Origin of the sequence: Rhizobium laguerreae (assembly GCF_019778565.1) — a bacterium.
GTDB classification, from domain to species: Bacteria; Pseudomonadota; Alphaproteobacteria; order Rhizobiales; family Rhizobiaceae; genus Rhizobium; species Rhizobium laguerreae.
The window spans coordinates 222,251-238,378 of sequence record NZ_JAAXQT010000008.1 but is presented as its reverse complement, the minus strand read 5'-3'; the positions used below and the strand labels follow the sequence as shown (position 1 = coordinate 238,378).

At 58.8% G+C, this 16,128-nt stretch carries 27 protein-coding genes and 1 pseudogene; 4 read left to right on the top strand and 24 right to left on the bottom strand.

Annotation, left to right across the window (positions count from 1 at the left end):
• Window positions 1-236: 236 nt before the first annotated feature.
• A complete protein-coding gene (locus HFO71_RS24195; protein ID WP_017962095.1) occupies window positions 237-407 on the top strand; it encodes a hypothetical protein in 171 nt (56 codons plus the stop codon).
• Window positions 408-506: 99 nt separating this feature from the next.
• On the opposite strand, the gene HFO71_RS24190 is transcribed toward HFO71_RS24195, so the two are convergent.
• On the bottom strand, window positions 507-1,598 hold the full coding sequence (locus HFO71_RS24190) for a DUF475 domain-containing protein (RefSeq protein ID WP_025396017.1): 1,092 nt from the start codon (window positions 1,596-1,598) through the stop codon (window positions 507-509).
• Between the two features lie 353 nt (window positions 1,599-1,951).
• Here HFO71_RS24190 and HFO71_RS24185 point away from each other — a divergent pair, with 353 nt between their 5' ends.
• Together HFO71_RS24185 and HFO71_RS24180 are read left to right on the top strand one after the other, a co-directional pair.
• Window positions 1,952-2,182, top strand: a complete 231-nt coding sequence (locus HFO71_RS24185) for a hypothetical protein (protein ID WP_017962093.1) — start codon at window positions 1,952-1,954, stop codon at window positions 2,180-2,182.
• A gap of 57 nt (window positions 2,183-2,239) precedes the next feature.
• Window positions 2,240-2,428: a hypothetical protein gene (locus tag HFO71_RS24180; protein WP_221968407.1), complete on the top strand. Its 189-nt coding sequence runs from the start codon at window positions 2,240-2,242 to the stop codon at window positions 2,426-2,428.
• Window positions 2,429-2,482: 54 nt separating this feature from the next.
• Here the strand turns inward: HFO71_RS24180 and HFO71_RS24175 are convergent, their stop codons facing one another.
• Window positions 2,483-2,995, bottom strand: a complete 513-nt coding sequence (locus HFO71_RS24175) for an MgtC/SapB family protein (RefSeq protein WP_017962091.1) — start codon at window positions 2,993-2,995, stop codon at window positions 2,483-2,485.
• Window positions 2,996-3,225: 230 nt separating this feature from the next.
• Here HFO71_RS24175 and HFO71_RS24170 point away from each other — a divergent pair, with 230 nt between their 5' ends.
• Window positions 3,226-3,939 carry a hypothetical protein gene (locus HFO71_RS24170; protein ID WP_221968324.1) on the top strand — a complete coding sequence of 238 codons (714 nt, stop codon included), beginning with the start codon at window positions 3,226-3,228 and terminating at the stop codon, window positions 3,937-3,939.
• A gap of 6 nt (window positions 3,940-3,945) precedes the next feature.
• On the opposite strand, the gene HFO71_RS24165 is transcribed toward HFO71_RS24170, so the two are convergent.
• From HFO71_RS24165 to HFO71_RS24065, 22 genes and pseudogenes are all read right to left on the bottom strand, one after another.
• Window positions 3,946-4,440: a hypothetical protein gene (locus HFO71_RS24165; RefSeq protein ID WP_172643807.1), complete on the bottom strand. Its 495-nt coding sequence runs from the start codon at window positions 4,438-4,440 to the stop codon at window positions 3,946-3,948.
• A gap of 442 nt (window positions 4,441-4,882) precedes the next feature.
• On the bottom strand, window positions 4,883-5,926 hold the full coding sequence (locus tag HFO71_RS24160) for a porin (RefSeq protein WP_168256376.1): 1,044 nt from the start codon (window positions 5,924-5,926) through the stop codon (window positions 4,883-4,885).
• A gap of 771 nt (window positions 5,927-6,697) precedes the next feature.
• Entirely contained in the window at window positions 6,698-7,756 is a 1,059-nt protein-coding gene (locus HFO71_RS24155) for a tyrosine-type recombinase/integrase (protein ID WP_221988531.1), read from the bottom strand.
• A gap of 50 nt (window positions 7,757-7,806) precedes the next feature.
• Window positions 7,807-7,908: pseudogene (locus tag HFO71_RS36480) on the bottom strand (hypothetical protein); the annotation flags it as partial.
• Window positions 7,905-8,138 carry a hypothetical protein gene (locus tag HFO71_RS24150; RefSeq protein ID WP_221988530.1) on the bottom strand — a complete coding sequence of 78 codons (234 nt, stop codon included), beginning with the start codon at window positions 8,136-8,138 and terminating at the stop codon, window positions 7,905-7,907. The pseudogene HFO71_RS36480 and the gene HFO71_RS24150, both read right to left, overlap by 4 nt.
• 1 nt (window position 8,139) lies before the next feature.
• Window positions 8,140-8,520 (bottom strand): hypothetical protein, encoded by a 381-nt coding sequence (locus HFO71_RS24145; RefSeq protein ID WP_221988528.1) that lies wholly within the window; start codon window positions 8,518-8,520, stop codon window positions 8,140-8,142.
• On the bottom strand, window positions 8,521-9,603 hold the full coding sequence (locus HFO71_RS24140) for an RNA-guided endonuclease InsQ/TnpB family protein (RefSeq protein WP_221988526.1): 1,083 nt from the start codon (window positions 9,601-9,603) through the stop codon (window positions 8,521-8,523).
• Window positions 9,603-9,869, bottom strand: a complete 267-nt coding sequence (locus HFO71_RS24135; RefSeq protein ID WP_221988525.1) for a hypothetical protein — start codon at window positions 9,867-9,869, stop codon at window positions 9,603-9,605. The genes HFO71_RS24140 and HFO71_RS24135 overlap by 1 nt, the downstream gene beginning before the upstream one ends.
• On the bottom strand, window positions 9,869-10,249 hold the full coding sequence (locus HFO71_RS24130) for an HNH endonuclease (protein ID WP_221988524.1): 381 nt from the start codon (window positions 10,247-10,249) through the stop codon (window positions 9,869-9,871). Before HFO71_RS24130 ends, HFO71_RS24135 begins: the two co-directional genes overlap by 1 nt.
• On the bottom strand, window positions 10,246-10,449 hold the full coding sequence (locus tag HFO71_RS24125) for a hypothetical protein (protein ID WP_221988523.1): 204 nt from the start codon (window positions 10,447-10,449) through the stop codon (window positions 10,246-10,248). The genes HFO71_RS24130 and HFO71_RS24125 overlap by 4 nt, the downstream gene beginning before the upstream one ends.
• Entirely contained in the window at window positions 10,446-10,646 is a 201-nt protein-coding gene (locus HFO71_RS24120) for a Lar family restriction alleviation protein (protein ID WP_221988522.1), read from the bottom strand. Before HFO71_RS24120 ends, HFO71_RS24125 begins: the two co-directional genes overlap by 4 nt.
• On the bottom strand, window positions 10,643-11,038 hold the full coding sequence (locus HFO71_RS24115) for a recombination protein NinB (RefSeq protein WP_221988521.1): 396 nt from the start codon (window positions 11,036-11,038) through the stop codon (window positions 10,643-10,645). Before HFO71_RS24115 ends, HFO71_RS24120 begins: the two co-directional genes overlap by 4 nt.
• Window position 11,039: 1 nt before the next feature.
• Window positions 11,040-11,780: a Rad52/Rad22 family DNA repair protein gene (locus HFO71_RS24110; protein WP_221988520.1), complete on the bottom strand. Its 741-nt coding sequence runs from the start codon at window positions 11,778-11,780 to the stop codon at window positions 11,040-11,042.
• Complete coding sequence (locus HFO71_RS24105) at window positions 11,780-12,541, bottom strand: hypothetical protein (RefSeq protein WP_221988519.1); 762 nt, start codon at window positions 12,539-12,541, stop codon at window positions 11,780-11,782. The genes HFO71_RS24110 and HFO71_RS24105 overlap by 1 nt, the downstream gene beginning before the upstream one ends.
• Window positions 12,538-12,753, bottom strand: coding sequence for a hypothetical protein (locus HFO71_RS24100; protein WP_221988518.1), 216 nt, complete (start codon window positions 12,751-12,753; stop codon window positions 12,538-12,540). Before HFO71_RS24100 ends, HFO71_RS24105 begins: the two co-directional genes overlap by 4 nt.
• 213 nt (window positions 12,754-12,966) lie before the next feature.
• Window positions 12,967-13,434 carry a hypothetical protein gene (locus HFO71_RS24095; RefSeq protein WP_221988517.1) on the bottom strand — a complete coding sequence of 156 codons (468 nt, stop codon included), beginning with the start codon at window positions 13,432-13,434 and terminating at the stop codon, window positions 12,967-12,969.
• Window positions 13,431-13,667, bottom strand: a complete 237-nt coding sequence (locus HFO71_RS24090) for a hypothetical protein (protein WP_221988516.1) — start codon at window positions 13,665-13,667, stop codon at window positions 13,431-13,433. The genes HFO71_RS24095 and HFO71_RS24090 overlap by 4 nt, the downstream gene beginning before the upstream one ends.
• Window positions 13,664-13,975 carry a hypothetical protein gene (locus HFO71_RS24085; protein WP_221988514.1) on the bottom strand — a complete coding sequence of 104 codons (312 nt, stop codon included), beginning with the start codon at window positions 13,973-13,975 and terminating at the stop codon, window positions 13,664-13,666. The genes HFO71_RS24090 and HFO71_RS24085 overlap by 4 nt, the downstream gene beginning before the upstream one ends.
• Entirely contained in the window at window positions 13,972-14,286 is a 315-nt protein-coding gene (locus tag HFO71_RS24080; protein ID WP_221988513.1) for a hypothetical protein, read from the bottom strand. Before HFO71_RS24080 ends, HFO71_RS24085 begins: the two co-directional genes overlap by 4 nt.
• Window positions 14,286-14,546 carry a hypothetical protein gene (locus tag HFO71_RS24075; protein WP_221988512.1) on the bottom strand — a complete coding sequence of 87 codons (261 nt, stop codon included), beginning with the start codon at window positions 14,544-14,546 and terminating at the stop codon, window positions 14,286-14,288. Before HFO71_RS24075 ends, HFO71_RS24080 begins: the two co-directional genes overlap by 1 nt.
• 47 nt (window positions 14,547-14,593) lie before the next feature.
• The gene (locus tag HFO71_RS24070; protein WP_221988511.1) at window positions 14,594-14,878 is read right to left on the bottom strand and encodes a hypothetical protein; all 285 of its coding nucleotides are present in this window, start codon (window positions 14,876-14,878) and stop codon (window positions 14,594-14,596) included.
• A gap of 58 nt (window positions 14,879-14,936) precedes the next feature.
• Window positions 14,937-15,893, bottom strand: a complete 957-nt coding sequence (locus HFO71_RS24065) for a Lar family restriction alleviation protein (RefSeq protein ID WP_221988510.1) — start codon at window positions 15,891-15,893, stop codon at window positions 14,937-14,939.
• Between the last annotated feature and the right edge of the window lie 235 nt (window positions 15,894-16,128).

The following is a 16,128-nucleotide window of genomic DNA, read 5'->3' as shown; positions in this document are numbered from 1 at the left end:
ATTTTCGGAAAGCACGATGCGCAGATTTCAAAGTGTTAGAGCGTCCTTTGTGCGTCCGAAAGGACGCACGGCGCTCTAAGAACAAAAAGACCACCCACCCCTGCCTCGAGGTCGGCCATGGAGACATGCGCCGGCCTCCTGTTTTTGCATGGCTGAGGTGATTTTCTGAGCATTGTGGAGGTCTGTGCGCGATGCCATCTATGAGTGGTCAATCATAGAGCAAGAGGAAAAGGACAATGTCCGCAGTTCGCAATTCAGTCCGCACCGGCTTCTTTGGCCGCGCATTCGCCGTTCTTGGTGCTGCAAACGCCGTCAGCGCTGCTGTCGAAGCCGGTCGCCGCCCGCGCGCTAACGACCTCACCACACTCGGTATCGACCCGGCCTCCTTCGGTCAGGTCTCCCGCTAACACCTTCAAGTCATGCATGAATGAATTAGCCCGCAACCGGATGGTCGCGGGCTTTATTTTTAGCTGCAAGGGCGTCGCACACTGCGGCTTCCTGCATCGTCAGGCGTGAAGCTCCTCCTGCCGGGCGCCGTGATCTTCCACCTTTTCGCGCCTGTTGTGGCGGATGGACGACCAGAGGGACAGGCCGATCAAGGCCGCGCCGCCGAGGCCGGTGATAACCTCGGGGATATGGACCAGGGTCTGCGCATACATGATCACCGAGAGGATCAGGATGGCGTAGAAGGCGCCATGCTCGAGATAGCGGTATTCGGCAAGCGTTCCCTTCTCCACCAGCATGATCGTCATCGAGCGCACGTACATGGCGCCGATGCCGAGACCGATCGCGATGACGAAGAGGTTCTGCGTCAAGGCGAAGGCGCCGATGACGCCGTCGAAGGAGAAGCTGGCATCCAGCACCTCCAGATAGATGAAGGCGCCGAGGCCGCCCTTGGCGGCAGCACTCATCGTCTGCTGCGACGCATCGAGCAGCTCACCGACAACCTCGACCGCGAGGAAGGTGAGCAGGCCGTAGATGGCGCAATGGACGAAGACACTGGCTTCCTCGCCACCTATCAACCAGGAGAACACAAGCATCAGTGCGAGCACGAAGGCGATCTCGATGCCCCTTATGGTGGCCGAGCGCGCCATCACCTTTTCCAGGCCGCGAAGCCAATGGATTTTCTTCTCGTGGTCGAAGAAATAGCTGAGGCCGACCATCATCAGGAAGGTGCCGCCGAAGGCCGCGATCGGCAGATGCGCATCGTTCATGATGCGGGCATATTCCTCGGGTTCGCGGGCGGCCAGCACCAGAGCATCCCAGGGACCGATCCGTGCCGCGATCGCGACGATCGCCAGCGGGAAGACGATGCGCATGCCGAAGACGGCGATGATGATGCCCCAGGTGAGGAAGCGCTGCTGCCACACCGGCGTCATCTCCTTCAGCTTGTTGGCGTTGACGATGGCATTATCGAAGGAGAGCGAGATCTCCAGCACCGCAAGCACCGTGCAGATGAAGAAGACAGTCGCCATGCCGCCGATCGTACCGGTCGTCTGCCAGCCGAGCACCGCGCCGAGAACGAGGCCGAGGGCAGTGACGATGAAAGCCCAGCGGAAATAGCTGAGCGAAGAGTTATGGGTCACGGGTTGATTCATGGCCGCACCTCGCGGCCGCAAATCGTGTTGAAGAGAGTCGATGTATGGGAAAAACGCGGCACGCCACAACGGGCACGCGGGTCAGGCATGGTGAGCTTGTTCATCGATGAAAAATCCGCCGGCTAAGCTGCAGGCGGTACCGACATCACGAGAGCGCCGTAAAAACTCTCGCCAGAGGGGCCCGGCACCAAAGTTCCCCGTCAGCCGATGTCTGGAAGGCTGCGGGATAGGCTCTAGGTAATGAACTTCGCGGGCCAGTCAAGGCCGGTCATCACACCGGGATTGGGTGATTTTTTTTGGAACCATCCCGACGCCCGCCCGTTAGGCTCTGGTTGAGCTTAAAAAGGAGGCCGATGATGCACACTTCGACCCATCTTCCCGACAAACGCACGGAGGCGTCCGACCGCATGAAGCGGGCGAAGCCGAACCGCATGCAGAAGGCGCAGGTGCTGCCGCCGCATCATGTCGACCTGACACTGACGCCCGGCATCTACCACGACATTCACGTGCCGGCCCATGTTACCGGCGCTGATCTTTCCAAGGGCGGCCCCGACATCAAGGGCAATGCAGGGACCAAGAAATAACGGGTATTCCGGAAGCCTCCGGCGCGAACGGTAGATTTGAAACAGGGTGAGAAACATATGACGATCAACTTTGTGCCCCGCGAGATCTTCATCCGGCACGAAAATGAATGGCAGGCCGTACGTGAGGCGGCGGACGAACGCATCAATATCGGCAAACGCCAGAAGCCGCTCTCCGTCGGCGGCAAGGCATTGGTTGGGAAAAGCGATCCTTCGGCCACACGCGCTGAACGACCAACAGCCGAATGACCAACTGAAGCACACGTGATACGAGCGCCCGGCGTGATGCCGGGCGCTTTGTTTTTATTTGTGTTCATCGCGATCGACACGCTGTCCGGAATTATAGCCGAACCATTTTTCGAGCTTGCCGAAGGCGAAGAGCACGCAGATGGCAGCGAGCGTGGTGAAGAAGGCGATCGGCCAATAGCCGAAGCCCATGGCGAGGCCGATCGCGCCGGAGAGCCACATGCCGGCGCCCGTCGTCAGCCCGTGCACCCGACCTCTTGCAAAGACTATCATGCCGGCGGCGAGGAAGGCGACGCCGGCGGTGACGGCTTCTATGACGCGCAGCGGATCGATGCGCACCTGATCGTCATCGGTAAAACCCGGCATGTGCACTGCCTCGATCGAGATGATGGCAAAGAGGGCAGCGGCAAGACTGATCAGAATATGCGTGCGGAAGCCCGCCGGGCGGTCGCGGGCCTCACGTTCGAAACCGATCAGCCCGCCGAAGACGATGGCGCCGAAGAGGCGGGCGAAGATGACGGGATAGTGGATACGCGACGCCGGTATTATGTCGGCGATAATCAGATCCATGGATTTTTCCCCCAGAAAGATGGAATTTTTCGCTGGCTAACGTCTGGGCGCGGAATTTGTTCAGCTTTTCCCTCTTGCGTTTCGGCAGTGCCGTTGGCCTCTCCGGTGCGCGCCGGTTCGTTCAGGTCATTGGAAGGAAAGTTCGGCGAACCAGGCGTCATCCTGTCGCCGCGCCAACCTTTCGGAAAGGATTGAGCAGCGATAATCCCCGCCTCACGGGAATCGGACAGATGGCCAAGACAGCGACACGAGGCCGCCGCAAGGCGCCGGCAAGAGGAAAGAGCAAAGCGCGCAGCAGCGGGGGCGGATTGCTGCCCTGGGCGGTGATCGGCATTGCCGCGATCGGCGGCATCGTCGCCCACGACCATTGGAAGAGCATTCAGCCGATGCTTGCAAGGCAATCGGCGCCGATCACACGGGACACGGCGGAGCCGAGGCCTGTCGTCAAGAAGGACACGCCCCCGAAGCAGGTGGCGCTTGCCGCACCCACGCCGAAAGTCCCAGTACCGCAGCCGCTGCCGCCGGCCGCGATCCCGACGCCAATGATCCAGCCGATAAAGGCAGTGCCGTCGCCGGCCTCCGCTGCTGTTTCGGAAGCCAGGACAGTCGCCTTCGGCTATTGCGGGCAGGGCGCCCATATCAATTGCGTCGGCGACGGTGGCGTCTTCTGGTACAAAGGCGAGAAGATCGTGATTGCCGACATGGCAAGCCCGGCGGTCGACCGGGCGCGCTGTGACGGCGAGCGCCGGGTGGCCTTTGCCGCAAAGTCGCGGCTGCTGGCGCTTCTGAACGCCGGACCCTTCATCATGAATGCGGCGGGCAAGGCCGAGTCCTCCGGCGCGCCGCGCGTCGTCTCGCGCGATGGGCGCTCTTTCGGCGCGCAGCTGATCAATGAGGGCCTGGCACGCAAGCCAGGGGCCACCGGCAGCGCCTGGTGCGCCTGAGGGCGGCTACTTACCCTTCTTCACCAGCTTGCCGCCAGTGCGGAAGCTGCCGGTGAAGGAGGAGTCCTTGCTTTCGGCGGTGCATTCGATCGCGATCGGCTTGCCGGCATAGGGATTGCCGAAGGTGCAGAAGCCGGCAACCTTGACCTCTCCGGTCATCTTGTTGCCGACACCCGTGGTGACGAGGCTGAGCGGCAGGCGGGCATTGCCGTTGGAGGCAGGCTTGATGCCGCTGCCGTCGCCCTGGAAGCCCAGCGCCTTGCCATCCGAGGTGAAGATGAAGGTCACCACGCCATTGGCCAGCGTGACGCTGGCAAGCTCGTTCTTGCAGCCCTTGGTGGCGTCGAACTTGGCGACGACCAGCTTGGCGCATTTGCCGGAAAGCGTAATGACGCCGGGCGCACCAGGAAAGGTCTCGGCGGGTGCGGCGGGCGCGGCAGAGGCCGGCAAGGCGAGGACCGCGGAAAAAAGGGCGGCAGCGGCAAGCGCGGATAACTTCATTTCGATCTCAAACCCCATATCGCGGCGAGGCGAATCATTACCTCACCCTCGGTTCGCCATGGCATGGCTCTGTGTCCGAATTTGGCGCGCCGTTATTGCTGAGGTGAAAAAATTTTGTCGGCCGCGGGGCTGGCTCGACGATCGGCGGCAGATCAGTAAAAAAGCTGGTTGCGCTTGCTGGTTACAAGATCCGGCAACGACATAGACTGCCGGACATCGGCAACGAACCGATGTGACACGACAATGGCAAGGCACTCGTCGAGGTGCCGTCTTGGACGCACGTCTGGTCAAGGGGAATGGGCCCAGGCAGGGAAGTCCAGGCCCATTCTTTCCCGATCGGAGGTCAGTCAGATCAGGAATTTGTAGCTGCCGGTCCAGGGCATGATGCAGAAAAGCGTGAACGGTTTTCGGATGACATCCTGTTCTAGCCGGCAGCCCTTTATCAGAACGCGCGCTGCAGGCGGAAGAAGCCCGAGGTAACGTCGCTAGCATTGTCCGGATCGAGGTACTGAACCGAAATCTTCGTGGAGAGGTTGTCGACGATCTGGTAGTCGATCGTCACGCCGGCCTTCCAAGCGTCAACGTCGTCGTTGAACTCGCCAGCAGTGATGCCGTAGTTGTTGTAGTACTGAACAGCCGGGGTGATCTTCAGCTTGTCAGTCGCCTTGATGGCGTATTCAGCAGCGATCGCCCATTCAGCCTTGTTGTAATAGGCGTTCGGGTTGCTTGCGTAGACAACTGCGAGGCCGAGCGTGCCCGGACCGACAGCAACCGTACCCATTGCACGGACGGCACCTTCTTCGTTGTCGGTATCGTAACCGGCAGTGATCTGGTAGCTGAATGCACCAGCCTTGCCGCCGAGACCGACTGCAACGCCGACGTTGTTGGCGGTTTCGCCATCGTAGAACGGGCTGTCTTCCAGCTCGTCAACGCTGATGCCAGCGTAGAAAGCGTCGGTTTCGTACTGATAACGGATGGAGTTGTGCAGCGTGACCGGAGAACCGATATCGTCCGTTTCGCCGGAGAGACCATCGTCCCACCAGCTGTAGAATAGACCAGCGCGGAAGCCGGCGATGTCGAGGTAAGCGGAGTCCAGCTGGGCCTTCTGGGCCGAAGCGTTGTCAGCATTGAACTGCATGACGATGACGCCGGTCAGCGGACCATATTCGGTGTCGCTCTTGGCGGTAAACTGAACCTGACCACGCGTACGGGCATCCCAGTCCGAGTCGTTGGCGACAGAACCACCGCCGCCGGCGCCGATCGAGCTGGCGTTTGGAGCAACATCAACCTGGAAACGGATGTAACCGTTGATCTTGAGGCAGGTTTCGGTGCCCGGGATGTAGAAGTAGCCGGTGCCGTAGGCGTCGCAGACGCGAACGTATTCAACCGGTTCCGGCTCGGCAGCAACGATAGCGTCGGCAGCCTGAGCGCCGGATACTGCTGCAAGTGCTGCAGCGGAGCCGAGAAGAAGGCTCTTAATGTTCATGGAATAACCTCCAGTTCAGATGCAGAAGGATGAAGACCGTTGCCATCGGCAGTCCCTACGTATCTTCAACCCGTGTGAGCGAAGCGGCGCCTTTTGACCCGGTGCCTGCCTCGCCGCGGTAGTTACACAGCGGCATGTTGCGTCGCAATAACGATGTCGATCGTGACAGCAGGGCGGGGCTGCTATGTTGCTGAAATAACACGCGTTTTGTCACAAACTCGTCATCTGTCCGTCACAAAACCGGCAGCTCTGGATGCTTGACCAACGAGGGGCTGAAACTTGAATACGCTAATGCAAGTGACGAGCGCGTGAGCATGTTCTCATATGCGATCGCGCCGTCGCTGCAATGCGCGCGAGCCGACCGCAATCCGTTAGCGACGACGTGTGGCAAGCAGATCTGGAGCTTTGGTGCTGCCCGGAACGGGCTTCGGACGCTCGACGCAATTTTACGGCAAGGAGATAGTTGCATTAGGGATGGAAGCGGGACGCAGGGATGCATCCAAAATGTTGTTTCACCGAACCTCGGCATTTCGGGTACTTCTTCAATAAGCAGAACGGCTTGCCGCACGCACTATGAGGACGGTGCAGATCGGAAAATCTAAAAAGCAAACGGCCTCTCGATTTTTCGAAAGGCCGTTTGCTTTTTAGTGAATTAGGATGGTGGGCGTGACAGGGATTGAACCTGTGACCCCTACGATGTCAACGAATGTCCCGCCACCGGAAACCCGGAAACTCCTTGCAGTGCGCCCTATGTAATTGGCAACTGCGGCATCACTTTCCATGTTTGTTCTCTTTTGCAGGTTCATCGGTGACAGTGGGAACTACGTATAGCCCTATTTCAAGCGCGTCTGCGGATTGCCGCAGATAGTCGGGGCTGTATCGAGCATACACCTTGCGAGTGATGTTGGGGTTGCTGTGCCCCAGATATTGAGCGATTTCTTCCATAGGCCGGCCGGCTTCTGCAAGCCATACTGCAGCCGTGTGCCTGAATACGTGAGCCGACACATCCGCAACGCCCGCTTCCCGAGCAGCTGTCGCGATGCCCCTCTTAAGGCTTTTCACGTTATCCCCAGCCCATTCTATGACGTGTTCCGACATCGACCCTTTCTGGGCTTCTCGTAGAGCGGCCAAGAGGCTTGAGTTGATCGGGATTATCGCGCGGCCCTTGCGCTTTACCGGATCTTCCGGGTCGCGGAGGTATATCAGCTTCCTTGAAAGATCCACGCGATCCCACTTCAGCTCCAGGATAGCGGTCACCCGCGCCGCTGTGGCAATCATCAGGTGGATTGCCAGCTTCAGATGAGGCGTCTTGGCGTGCGCGAGGATCTTCGAAACCTCGTCTCTGGTGAGATACCGGTCTTTGGCCTCGGGTTTCGTCGGGCGCTCGATGTCTGGCGCGAAGGCAATGAGCTTGTTCGATGCAGCCCACTTCAGGACCGTTCGCAGGTGGCCTAGTTCGGTATGGATGGTGCCGTCCGATATATGGCGACCCTGCCAAACCTCCTTGCGGCGCTGCTCCGTATGAGCGCGGCAATCTTCCTTGGTGATGCTCTCGCCGTGGCGCTTGCCAAATCTCGGCCCTAGCGCCTTCCATGTGTGCTTCATGGTTTCGAGAACGGCCTTGCCATAGTTGTCGGCCGTATATGCGGTCCAGAGATCGGCGACAGTTCTGCCGGCCGGTCTGGTTACTTCTGCATAGAGGGCTGGCGCAAGGAGGTAAGCTTCGCTCGGGTCGTCGGTGGCAAGCGTGTAACGGTGGCGCTTTCCATCTCTTTCGAAGGTGAGAGCGAGCTTGCCTCTAAGTCGAGTGATCCGCCATTCTGCCGGCATTGAAAATTCTCCACATCTTCGCCCCTGATGCGCATCAACTTCCCACCGAGGCGGAAATAAGGCAATTGTCCCGAGTACATCAAATTGCGAATATGTCGTTCCGAGCAGTGCCAGTGTTTGGCAAGCGTGGCCGGAGTGTAAAGCGTGCTCATTCCACCACCCCTTCCTCTTCCTTCAGGTCGTCGCTTGCATCCTTCTGTGGAAGGAGAGGCGCATCGCCGCTGTCGTCGACATAGGCTAGGATCACGCGAATAATTCTGTTCGCCTCAGCCCGCGTGATATCGTATGGAATACCTTCGATATTAACGATGACATCCTCCCTGATTTGCACTGGGACGGTATTGCCCTCATCGAACCAGCCGATGCTCGATCCTTTTCGCATCTTACTCCTCCCTTGGGATAAGCGCGCGGATGGCGCGGAAGTCAGATGGCCCGAACCAGTCAACTATCCGGTCGTGCTGACATGCCATATCGGTCCAGCCGTTTTCGTCAGCCCAACCGGTGTTGAACGGCTTCAGCGCCGCCTCCAGTTCCGCTATTCTGCGGTCTGCCTTCTCGCATCTGGCGCGGAGTGCGGCGATCTCGTCGGCGGCGGATTCTGGGCGCACCGCTCGACCGACTGACTTCCAATAGGACGCTCCGTCTCTGTCTGTATTAAACCAGCTGCCGTCAGACCTCTGGACTTTCCACGCCGCCGGCTCGCACAGCTCGGCTTCACCATCCCTTCCGTTGCCGGGATCGTCCTTGAGTTGCTTGCTCCGCATTTACGCAGCTCCTTCTACAAGCGCGTCCAAGCCGACGCGGAGAATGTTCCTGGCAGCGTTCACGTCACGGTCATTGACCGATCCGCAGTCGTCGCAAGCCCATTCTCTTATTGCCAAACCTGCGATACCTCTCGGCCTCGACGCGGGGAGACACCCACACGTCGAGCAGGTTTGCGATGTGTAGGCCTCAGAAACTTCAAGGAAGCGCCCGCCATTCATAATTGACTTGTACGAGAGCATCGTTTTGAAGCTTGCCCAGCCGGCGTCGTTCACGGACTTCGCCATATTGGTCTTGGCCAATCTCGACGGGCTAACATCGCCAACGATGATCGTCCCGTATTCCTTCACCAAAGCCGAACTGGCCTTGTGGAGAAAGTCTTTCCGGCGGTTCGCCGCCTTTGCGTGTATGGCGAGGGCGCGCTTCGTCTTCCTCGCGCGCTGACTGGTCGCCAGTGCTTCCTCGCTCTTTCGGTAGAAAGGACGTGCCTCTATCTTCCCGCCGTCAGAAAGCGTTGCCATGGTCTTTAGACCAAGGTCGACCCCAACGGCTTGGGCGAAGTCCTGGTCAGCAACATCAACTTCGATCGGGACGTTGATGTACCAGCGGCCTCTGGCATCGCAATTGAACGATCCATCGCAGAGCTTAATTCCTGGCTGAAGCTCGCTGCGGGTATGCATCACGTCGTAGCGCGCGCTGCGGAAGATGAAGCTAGAGCCATAGAACCTTATGGAATTTGCATGGAAAGGTACCCACCCGAGGGACCGCTTTCCACGAAATCGGAGCTTTGGAAGCCGCTTCTGACGACGCGACTTTTCGTAGGTCTCGCATATCTTGCAGACCGTTTGAGAGCTTATGCCGAGCATAGTCCCAGCGCCGGCAGTCAACTTCTGAAGATCGTAATTGGAGAGCCACTTGCGCCGATCGTTGGCAGCTTTGGCTTGGGTTTCGTTACAGAAATTCCAGACGTAGTTGACGGCTCGGGATTGCCTTGTCAGCTCAGCGGCGTGCTTATCGCGAAGACGGAGCTTTATGGTTATCTTCGCCTTCACCTTCACAGCCGGCAATTCCGTCTCTATGGTCATCACCGTGGCTCCTTCACGCCAAGAACTTCGCGGATCTCCTTTTTCGCATCGTAACGGCCGCTTTCGTATGCCTTTTCGAGAAAGGCTATAAGGCTGTCACGGCGAGAGATTGCCTGTTCGTTGTTCTCGAATGACTGCTCTCCATAGCCATACGGTCCAAGCGGGCCAACTCGGCAGACCGTCCATTCTTCATCGGATTTCGCCGCAATATTGTTTTTCCAATATGTCACGCGGCAGAAAGCATAGCGCTGGTCGTGGCTGGTCATCATACGTTCCTCTCATCTGCGGGCTTAAACAGCGCCCTCGGCGGAAGCGGGGTCTTCGTCTGCCTCTTGGCTGCGCTCTCCGATACCGGGAAGCCGCGGCCGGGGATCTTCTGCTTGGGAGCGATGGCGCCGGTCGCCTTGTCGCGTGACCGATCGGCCTTGCGGATGCTGCGAATATCTGTTGCCGACTTAGCGACATGGCAGACACGGCAGATTAGGCGCCCGTTGGCAACCGTAGGCTCTCCACCTAAAGCGCACGGAAGGATATGGTCTACCTCTCCCTCGCCAGGCTTGAGAACTGCAGAGCATGCTTCGCAGTAGCCGGCGGCGCGGGCGATGATGATGGCTTTGGTCTTGCGGTTGAATTCAAGCCTGCTCATTGCCGAACCCTCAGCATCCGGGTCATCTCATTTCGCTGCTCAACCAACAGCGCGCGGTTTCGCCTATGCCGCCGCCGGTTCTTCTCGATCAACTTCTTGCGCTCGATGATTTCCGGCATGACGCGGGCCATGCGCTTCCGGTTCTGAAATTCCACCCACGCGCGGAGGCACTTGGTGATGAGCTTTGAAAAGGAGGTCATGCTTCGCTCCCTTCGTCTTTGTCTCCTGCGCGGGTGTTCCACATCTTGATAACGTCCATCCCCGGGCGCGGCGTGAAATCAAATCCGCAGCGAATGCAGTCGATCGCATAGGGCTTTCCGCTTCCCGGCCATTCGTAGCTCGGGTAAACGCTTTCATCATCGCCGCAGAAGGGACAGGGCCTCGGCTTCTCGCTCATGCTGCCTTCTCCTCTTCGTGAGGCTCTGTCCAGACGACGCCCTTTTCATCGCCCCACTGGATGATGAATGTGATCAGGTCGGCCATCTGCGATTTCGTCAGCTTCGAAGACCTGAAGCCGGTCGGGAAAGGCTGGCCGTTCAATCCCATTTCGAACTGAACGGCGTGGCCGCAGGCATGCATGAAGAGCGTCTTCCAGACTTCCGGGGTGTGCCGGCGACCGTCTGGCATCGAGCGGCTGACATCGGAGAGCATCGCCCAGAGCTTCGAATTCTGGTCGACCGATCGGCCGGCCTCGCGGATGGTCAGAACAGCGCCTTGCGGGGCCTTCTCGATGAGGGAGACGGCGAACGCCTTTTGGCTGTGACCGTGCAGGATGACAGTTTGGGCCATGTCAGCCTCCAGCCATGGGTTGACGCAGCGCTTCACGATCGGAGATTGATCCGGGGAACGAATCCCCTTCAGCCGGCGGCGGTGCAAACTTCGCCTTCAGCTCGTCCTTCTTGTCGACGAAACGCTTCTTGTTGCCGTCGTCGAAACCGAGGATGGTCTTGACGTTATCCTTCCAAAACAACTCGAGACCACGGCTTGACGAGATCGCCTCCATCTCCTGCCAGAGGCTTTCCATCGCAGGGCTCGGGGGCACCGGCGCGGCTGCTGGCTGCTTCTGAGGGGCAGGGCGCGGACTGCGAACGAGCGACCACGGATCAACAGACCAGCTTTTCCAATGCTTCTTGCCGTTGGACTCGTATGTCTCGCAGGGGACCCACGGCGTCACGATGCTGTAGAGGTAGCGACCGATGCCCCATTTGACGGCGGCTCGCTTCAAGGCATCCGAGATGGCGCCCTTTTCGGCTTCAACGTCGCTGTCGCCGGCCCCGTCAGCCTTCGTCACCCACTCGCCATCGACACGGATGGAGAGATAGCAAATCGTCCTGGTGCCGTGGAACTCATAGCGGTCCTGCCAGTTTTCGGAGCCGCACACGTCGTCAAGCCGGTCCATCACGTCGCGGGCGTCGATGTAGGCAAGCGCCATGGCTTTGGTGCCGTCCTTCGTCACGGATTGGGCGCGCCAGCTAATCGCGTCACGCGGGAATTCGGCAAACAACTGCTTCAATTCTTCGGTGGTAGGCATCACAGCACCTTCTCTTCGATTACTTCAAAACCTGCGATCGAGCGGACGCCACCACGGACGGCCTTGTCGGCCTGATCCTGGATCCACGTCATCAGTTCTTCGTTGCGATCGAGCCAAACCCATTTCGCAGCAAGCTGCCGGTCGACCATCTGGGCGCGGTGGACGGTGCGGAGCCCCGTGGCGCGTCCTTCGCCCTTTGCGTGGGCGCGGGCCTTCTCGGCTTGGGACGCCGCTGCATCGGCCTGCTTGGCCTCCTGAACGAGCCGTTCGGCGTCTTCGGCCTGCTGCAGGTTGGCGGCGTCACGCTGGCGCATGGCCTCCATGGCTTCACGCTGCTTGCGTTCGGCTTCCTCACGGGCAACACGGGCGGCTTCCTGCTGCTGGCGGTCCAGTTCGAGCAGGTAGGGCTTCAGAGCCTTGTTGCAGGCTTCCTCGGCCTTGAGCGCGATACCAGTGACGGACTTGTTGTTGCCGATCAGTTCGTTGTAGCGGGCCTGAATTTCGTCGATCGCCTGCTTATGGGGTGCGCCTTCAATAACTCGCTGCGTCTCGGCAGCCTTGATCGCATCCTTGATGCGGGCCTTGAGTGTGTTCAGAGCGTCGGCCTGCTCCTGCGTCTCGATGGGCGTCCCGTCCAACCATAGGCGCGCTTCGTCGTAGAGATCGGTGATGTTGATCTTGACCGCATCGAAGGCGGTAAGCTCTGGGCCGCCGTTATTGCCCATTACGGCCCGCGGATTTTCTGTTAAGGTATCCATCATGCAGCCCTTTCGTGCTTCGGCGCATGCCGGCGGTTGAAATCTTCGTCGATGTCGGCGCGATCGCAGTAGAAGAACCCATCGGCATCGCGCTGATGAGCCCATCTCAAAAGCAATGCGGCGCGCGCTGGCGTTGATGTCTTGGCCTCGAGGCGGTATTCCTCGGCCATCTCGAAAGCCTTGAGGGCCAATGCGCGATATTCAGCGGGGCTCATGGCGCGTTACCTCCTGATTGGTACGATCGTCGGTTCTGTACTGGCTCTCCATCCAAGCGGCAGATCCGATCATCGCCACAAAGCCTAGAAACAGGCAGACAATCGCCTGGGTCTTGAGTGAGAAAATGACGACCGGCGACGGGGTGACGGGCTGCACGGCGCATGCTTCAGCGGGGCAACCGCATTCACGCTCGGAACGGAATTGGCAAAGGCTCATGACGCGCCTGTCGGATTGAGGGCTGCATCACATATGCTGGCGATCCGATCCATCTCGGCCAAGCCGTTGCGGTTGTCGTAATCACCGTTTTGGAGCCATCCAGAGACAGCATGCAGCGCGCCACGCAGTCGTTCATTTTCCGCCTCACATTCCGGCAAGTCGGCCGGTGACGGGAAGGAATAGGGTAATCCGGCCTTAAGGCAGTCGTGCGCCTCCTGCCATTTGTAGGCCAGCATCTGCGTATCGCGGCAGATGACCCTCAGCCTCTCGTTCTCATCCCGCAACCGGTCACGTTCCTCGGCGGTGGAGGAATCCGGCGCTGGAACAACGAGTTCGCACAGCCCGTCATCTCGATTGCGCCAGTCTCCAGCTTTGATAGATATGCCGTTGCCGTCTTCAATCTCGACGAAGATCGCACCTTCTGGTGAAGGCATGCCGGTGAAGACGAAGTGGTAATTTTTCACGGTTTCACCTCCACCGGAATTGCTGTGAAGAAGCGGTCGCTTTTGCCGTTCGGTCGAACTGTCATCGGGTCAAAGCCCATCTTGGTGCCCAAGGACGCCCATGCTCGATTGGCGTTCTCTTGAGGGCTAGTAGGCATTCCGCACTGGAGCATGATGGCCGGGACCGGCTTGCAAGCGTCCAGCAGGGCGTTAAGATCGGCCTGCGTCATTTCGAATTCGACACGTTCGCTCATTGACCAGCATCCTCCATCTCAACCTTGACGGCGGATTTCTCGGTCGCAGCTTTAAGCGCGAGGCAAAGAAGATTACCGGCCATATGGGTAGATCCGTTGAGACGCTCGGAAAGGTCATCGCCATAAGCATTGCTCAGTCTGGAGCTGACCACGACGAGCTCATTCGCTGCCGCGTCTAGGCGAACAGAGAGCTTATCCATGCCGACCTCGGAAAGGATTGCGGCGATATTATCGATAGATCGTGCAACACTTAACGCGGTGGCTCGCATATCGTGAACAGCGTCCAGAAGTTTAATGCTATCGCTCATCGGCTTCCCCTCATATCGGCGCCCATCACGATCAGCTTGAGAAGACCGGGGCGCGGCTTGAACATGTCTTGTGGAATGGGATTGCGGGCGCTGAAGAAGCAGCGATAGATGTCATCCTCGACGCCATCGGACCACGGTTCGATGTATCCGTTATCTCCGCCGGCAGCGTGAACCAGTTCGGAGATCGAGCCGATGAAGGCTTTCGAAAGCTCCTTGATGATTTCAGCGTTGTCTTCCTGAGTGCCTTGGATGACTGAGAACTGAGCTTTGGCGGCATCGAGAGCGGCTTGCATGGAGGTGAACTGGTCCATCACACTTCCTCCGGCGGGAACAGAACGCTGCGCAGACGATCGCGAAGCTCACGGTTGACTGGCTGATCCAGTGCTATCGAGATATAATCCCACTGCAGCGGGTGAACGGACATGTGCTTGACCATGGCCTCCAGAACGGCGATCTGGTCAACGCCAGACATTCTGGCGAAGATTGCCCCGATGTCGTCAGCGCTTGCCGTGATGAAGATCGGACGAGAACTGTCGATCCTAACTTCGATGCTATCTACCATTGCCGTCATCGTCTCATTCCTCTAGAGCCTGGGGTTTACCGGGCGGGTGGTGGTGGCTAAGCGCAGTCGCGAAGGATGTTGACGATGATCAGGAAATCGCGAGACGGCTTCTGAGCGCCGGGGTGGCGGCTGTAGATGTCTTGCTTCCAAGCCTTCGGGATTTCCGTGTCAGCGCGGCCTTCAAGCGCGGCCTCGTAGATGCCAAGAACGCGGTCGACAGGGATCGCGGGATTTACCTTGCTCGCCGTAGCGTTGCCGCGTGCATCTGAGATCATCTGGCGCAGGTCGCCGATCGTGAGCGTCTCCGTGCGGGCTTTCAATTGTGCTGCGCTTCTGTTCATCTTCATCCCTTGCGTTGTTCGATCAGCTTTGAATGGCCCCGGAGGACCGTGGCGGAGGTCAGGTGGTTGCCTTGGCGATGGCATCGGTGACCATCTCAAGAACCGCGCTAAGGGCCTCGTCGTCGCTGGCGGTGTCGCCTTTCATCTCGTACTTCGGGAGGATTGAAGCGACGGCCTGCAGAGCTTCCAAAAGCTCTTCTTTTCCGGAGAATTCCCAGCCAGCACGTGTGGCGAGCGATGCTGCTCGTATGGCAGCCCGCAGTTCGGAATTCCGTATGCCTCCAGACGTGGCGTTCGGGTCGCTCCCTTCCAAATAAGCTAGAACACGGGGCAGCACGGCCTTCTCAAACGCCTCAAGCCGTTCAAGGCCAGACTCAAGCTCTGCGATCCTGTCGGCAGCCGCTTCCGGGTTTTTGGCGCACAGCTCCGTGTCGAATGCTACGTGTCGGTCTTCACTCATCGTCTCACTCCGGTTTCCAGATGATCCGCCGTGGCGGGTGTCTGGGGTTTGATCACTTTCGAAATCCTCCGCAGTGGCGGGTCTGAGTTGGTTGGTTGCGTAGAGAGCCGCCGACAGTCGGTTTATGATGTTGACGACCTGCTGACGCTTCTCGAATTTGATCTCGTCGACGAGGGTAGACAGCGCCCATCCGGCTTCACGAGCAGCAGACTGCAATGCGCTATCGGTCGCCACAGATGCTTCGAACTGGTCGTCGAAGAAACCTTCCGGCCCCACTGGCGGATTATCGGCGGATGGTGGAGATACCGGCTGGCCCCCAACACCAAGAAGATCGGCGTCAAGACCACAAATCGGGCACGGCAGGAAATTGTCCGTCATCTCAGACCGGCGGTTCCACTTGTCGGCCGAGATAACATGAGCATTGGGATGATAAGCCGGGACGCCAGCGCCACAATCTAGGCAACCGACGCGCCATCCATCGCGGATAAACATCCCATCAACTTTGTCTGACCCGCAAAACGGGCAGGGCTTCAACTCGATCTGCTTGCTGCTCATCGTCTCGTCCTGCCGTGTTGGAGATGTTCGTCTCGGTTCGTTGCAGAAGATCGGCCGGGGCTTCTTCGTTCTGCGTTGCTTGCCCATTTAACGTACGCTTTGTACGATGATAGGTCAAGTACGAAATGTACGATTTCTGCGGATGGCGCAATTATTCGTCGTACAAAACGTTTGACGCTATGAGAATCAGGGAGTAGAAAATGGAAAGCCCCGCACGCTTGAGTGAGCGCCGGGG

Excerpts from the sequence above, each read along its gene's own strand:
- HFO71_RS24185 (WP_017962093.1), top strand. The coding sequence starts at position 1,952 with ATGATGCACACTTCGACCCATCTTCCCGACAAACGCACGGAGGCGTCC.
- HFO71_RS24170 (WP_221968324.1), top strand. The coding sequence starts at position 3,226 with ATGGCCAAGACAGCGACACGAGGCCGCCGCAAGGCGCCGGCAAGAGGA.
- HFO71_RS24180 (WP_221968407.1), top strand. The coding sequence starts at position 2,240 with ATGACGATCAACTTTGTGCCCCGCGAGATCTTCATCCGGCACGAAAAT.
- HFO71_RS24065 (WP_221988510.1), bottom strand. The coding sequence starts at position 15,893 with ATGAGCAGCAAGCAGATCGAGTTGAAGCCCTGCCCGTTTTGCGGGTCA.
- HFO71_RS24120 (WP_221988522.1), bottom strand. The coding sequence starts at position 10,646 with ATGAGCGAGAAGCCGAGGCCCTGTCCCTTCTGCGGCGATGATGAAAGC.
- HFO71_RS24125 (WP_221988523.1), bottom strand. The coding sequence starts at position 10,449 with ATGACCTCCTTTTCAAAGCTCATCACCAAGTGCCTCCGCGCGTGGGTG.
- HFO71_RS24160 (WP_168256376.1), bottom strand. The coding sequence starts at position 5,926 with ATGAACATTAAGAGCCTTCTTCTCGGCTCCGCTGCAGCACTTGCAGCA.
- HFO71_RS24130 (WP_221988524.1), bottom strand. The coding sequence starts at position 10,249 with ATGAGCAGGCTTGAATTCAACCGCAAGACCAAAGCCATCATCATCGCC.
- HFO71_RS24090 (WP_221988516.1), bottom strand. The coding sequence starts at position 13,667 with ATGAGCGAACGTGTCGAATTCGAAATGACGCAGGCCGATCTTAACGCC.
- HFO71_RS24190 (WP_025396017.1), bottom strand. The coding sequence starts at position 1,598 with ATGAATCAACCCGTGACCCATAACTCTTCGCTCAGCTATTTCCGCTGG.
- HFO71_RS24145 (WP_221988528.1), bottom strand. The coding sequence starts at position 8,520 with ATGCGGAGCAAGCAACTCAAGGACGATCCCGGCAACGGAAGGGATGGT.
- HFO71_RS24110 (WP_221988520.1), bottom strand. The coding sequence starts at position 11,780 with ATGCCTACCACCGAAGAATTGAAGCAGTTGTTTGCCGAATTCCCGCGT.
- HFO71_RS24165 (WP_172643807.1), bottom strand. The coding sequence starts at position 4,440 with ATGAAGTTATCCGCGCTTGCCGCTGCCGCCCTTTTTTCCGCGGTCCTC.
- HFO71_RS24135 (WP_221988525.1), bottom strand. The coding sequence starts at position 9,869 with ATGACCAGCCACGACCAGCGCTATGCTTTCTGCCGCGTGACATATTGG.
- HFO71_RS24080 (WP_221988513.1), bottom strand. The coding sequence starts at position 14,286 with ATGGACCAGTTCACCTCCATGCAAGCCGCTCTCGATGCCGCCAAAGCT.
- HFO71_RS24115 (WP_221988521.1), bottom strand. The coding sequence starts at position 11,038 with ATGGCCCAAACTGTCATCCTGCACGGTCACAGCCAAAAGGCGTTCGCC.
- HFO71_RS24150 (WP_221988530.1), bottom strand. The coding sequence starts at position 8,138 with ATGCGAAAAGGATCGAGCATCGGCTGGTTCGATGAGGGCAATACCGTC.
- HFO71_RS24155 (WP_221988531.1), bottom strand. The coding sequence starts at position 7,756 with ATGCCGGCAGAATGGCGGATCACTCGACTTAGAGGCAAGCTCGCTCTC.
- HFO71_RS24175 (WP_017962091.1), bottom strand. The coding sequence starts at position 2,995 with ATGGATCTGATTATCGCCGACATAATACCGGCGTCGCGTATCCACTAT.
- HFO71_RS24195 (WP_017962095.1), top strand. The coding sequence starts at position 237 with ATGTCCGCAGTTCGCAATTCAGTCCGCACCGGCTTCTTTGGCCGCGCA.
- HFO71_RS24100 (WP_221988518.1), bottom strand. The coding sequence starts at position 12,753 with ATGAGCCCCGCTGAATATCGCGCATTGGCCCTCAAGGCTTTCGAGATG.
- HFO71_RS24075 (WP_221988512.1), bottom strand. The coding sequence starts at position 14,546 with ATGACGGCAATGGTAGATAGCATCGAAGTTAGGATCGACAGTTCTCGT.
- HFO71_RS24140 (WP_221988526.1), bottom strand. The coding sequence starts at position 9,603 with ATGACCATAGAGACGGAATTGCCGGCTGTGAAGGTGAAGGCGAAGATA.
- HFO71_RS24105 (WP_221988519.1), bottom strand. The coding sequence starts at position 12,541 with ATGATGGATACCTTAACAGAAAATCCGCGGGCCGTAATGGGCAATAAC.
- HFO71_RS24070 (WP_221988511.1), bottom strand. The coding sequence starts at position 14,878 with ATGAACAGAAGCGCAGCACAATTGAAAGCCCGCACGGAGACGCTCACG.
- HFO71_RS24085 (WP_221988514.1), bottom strand. The coding sequence starts at position 13,975 with ATGAGCGATAGCATTAAACTTCTGGACGCTGTTCACGATATGCGAGCC.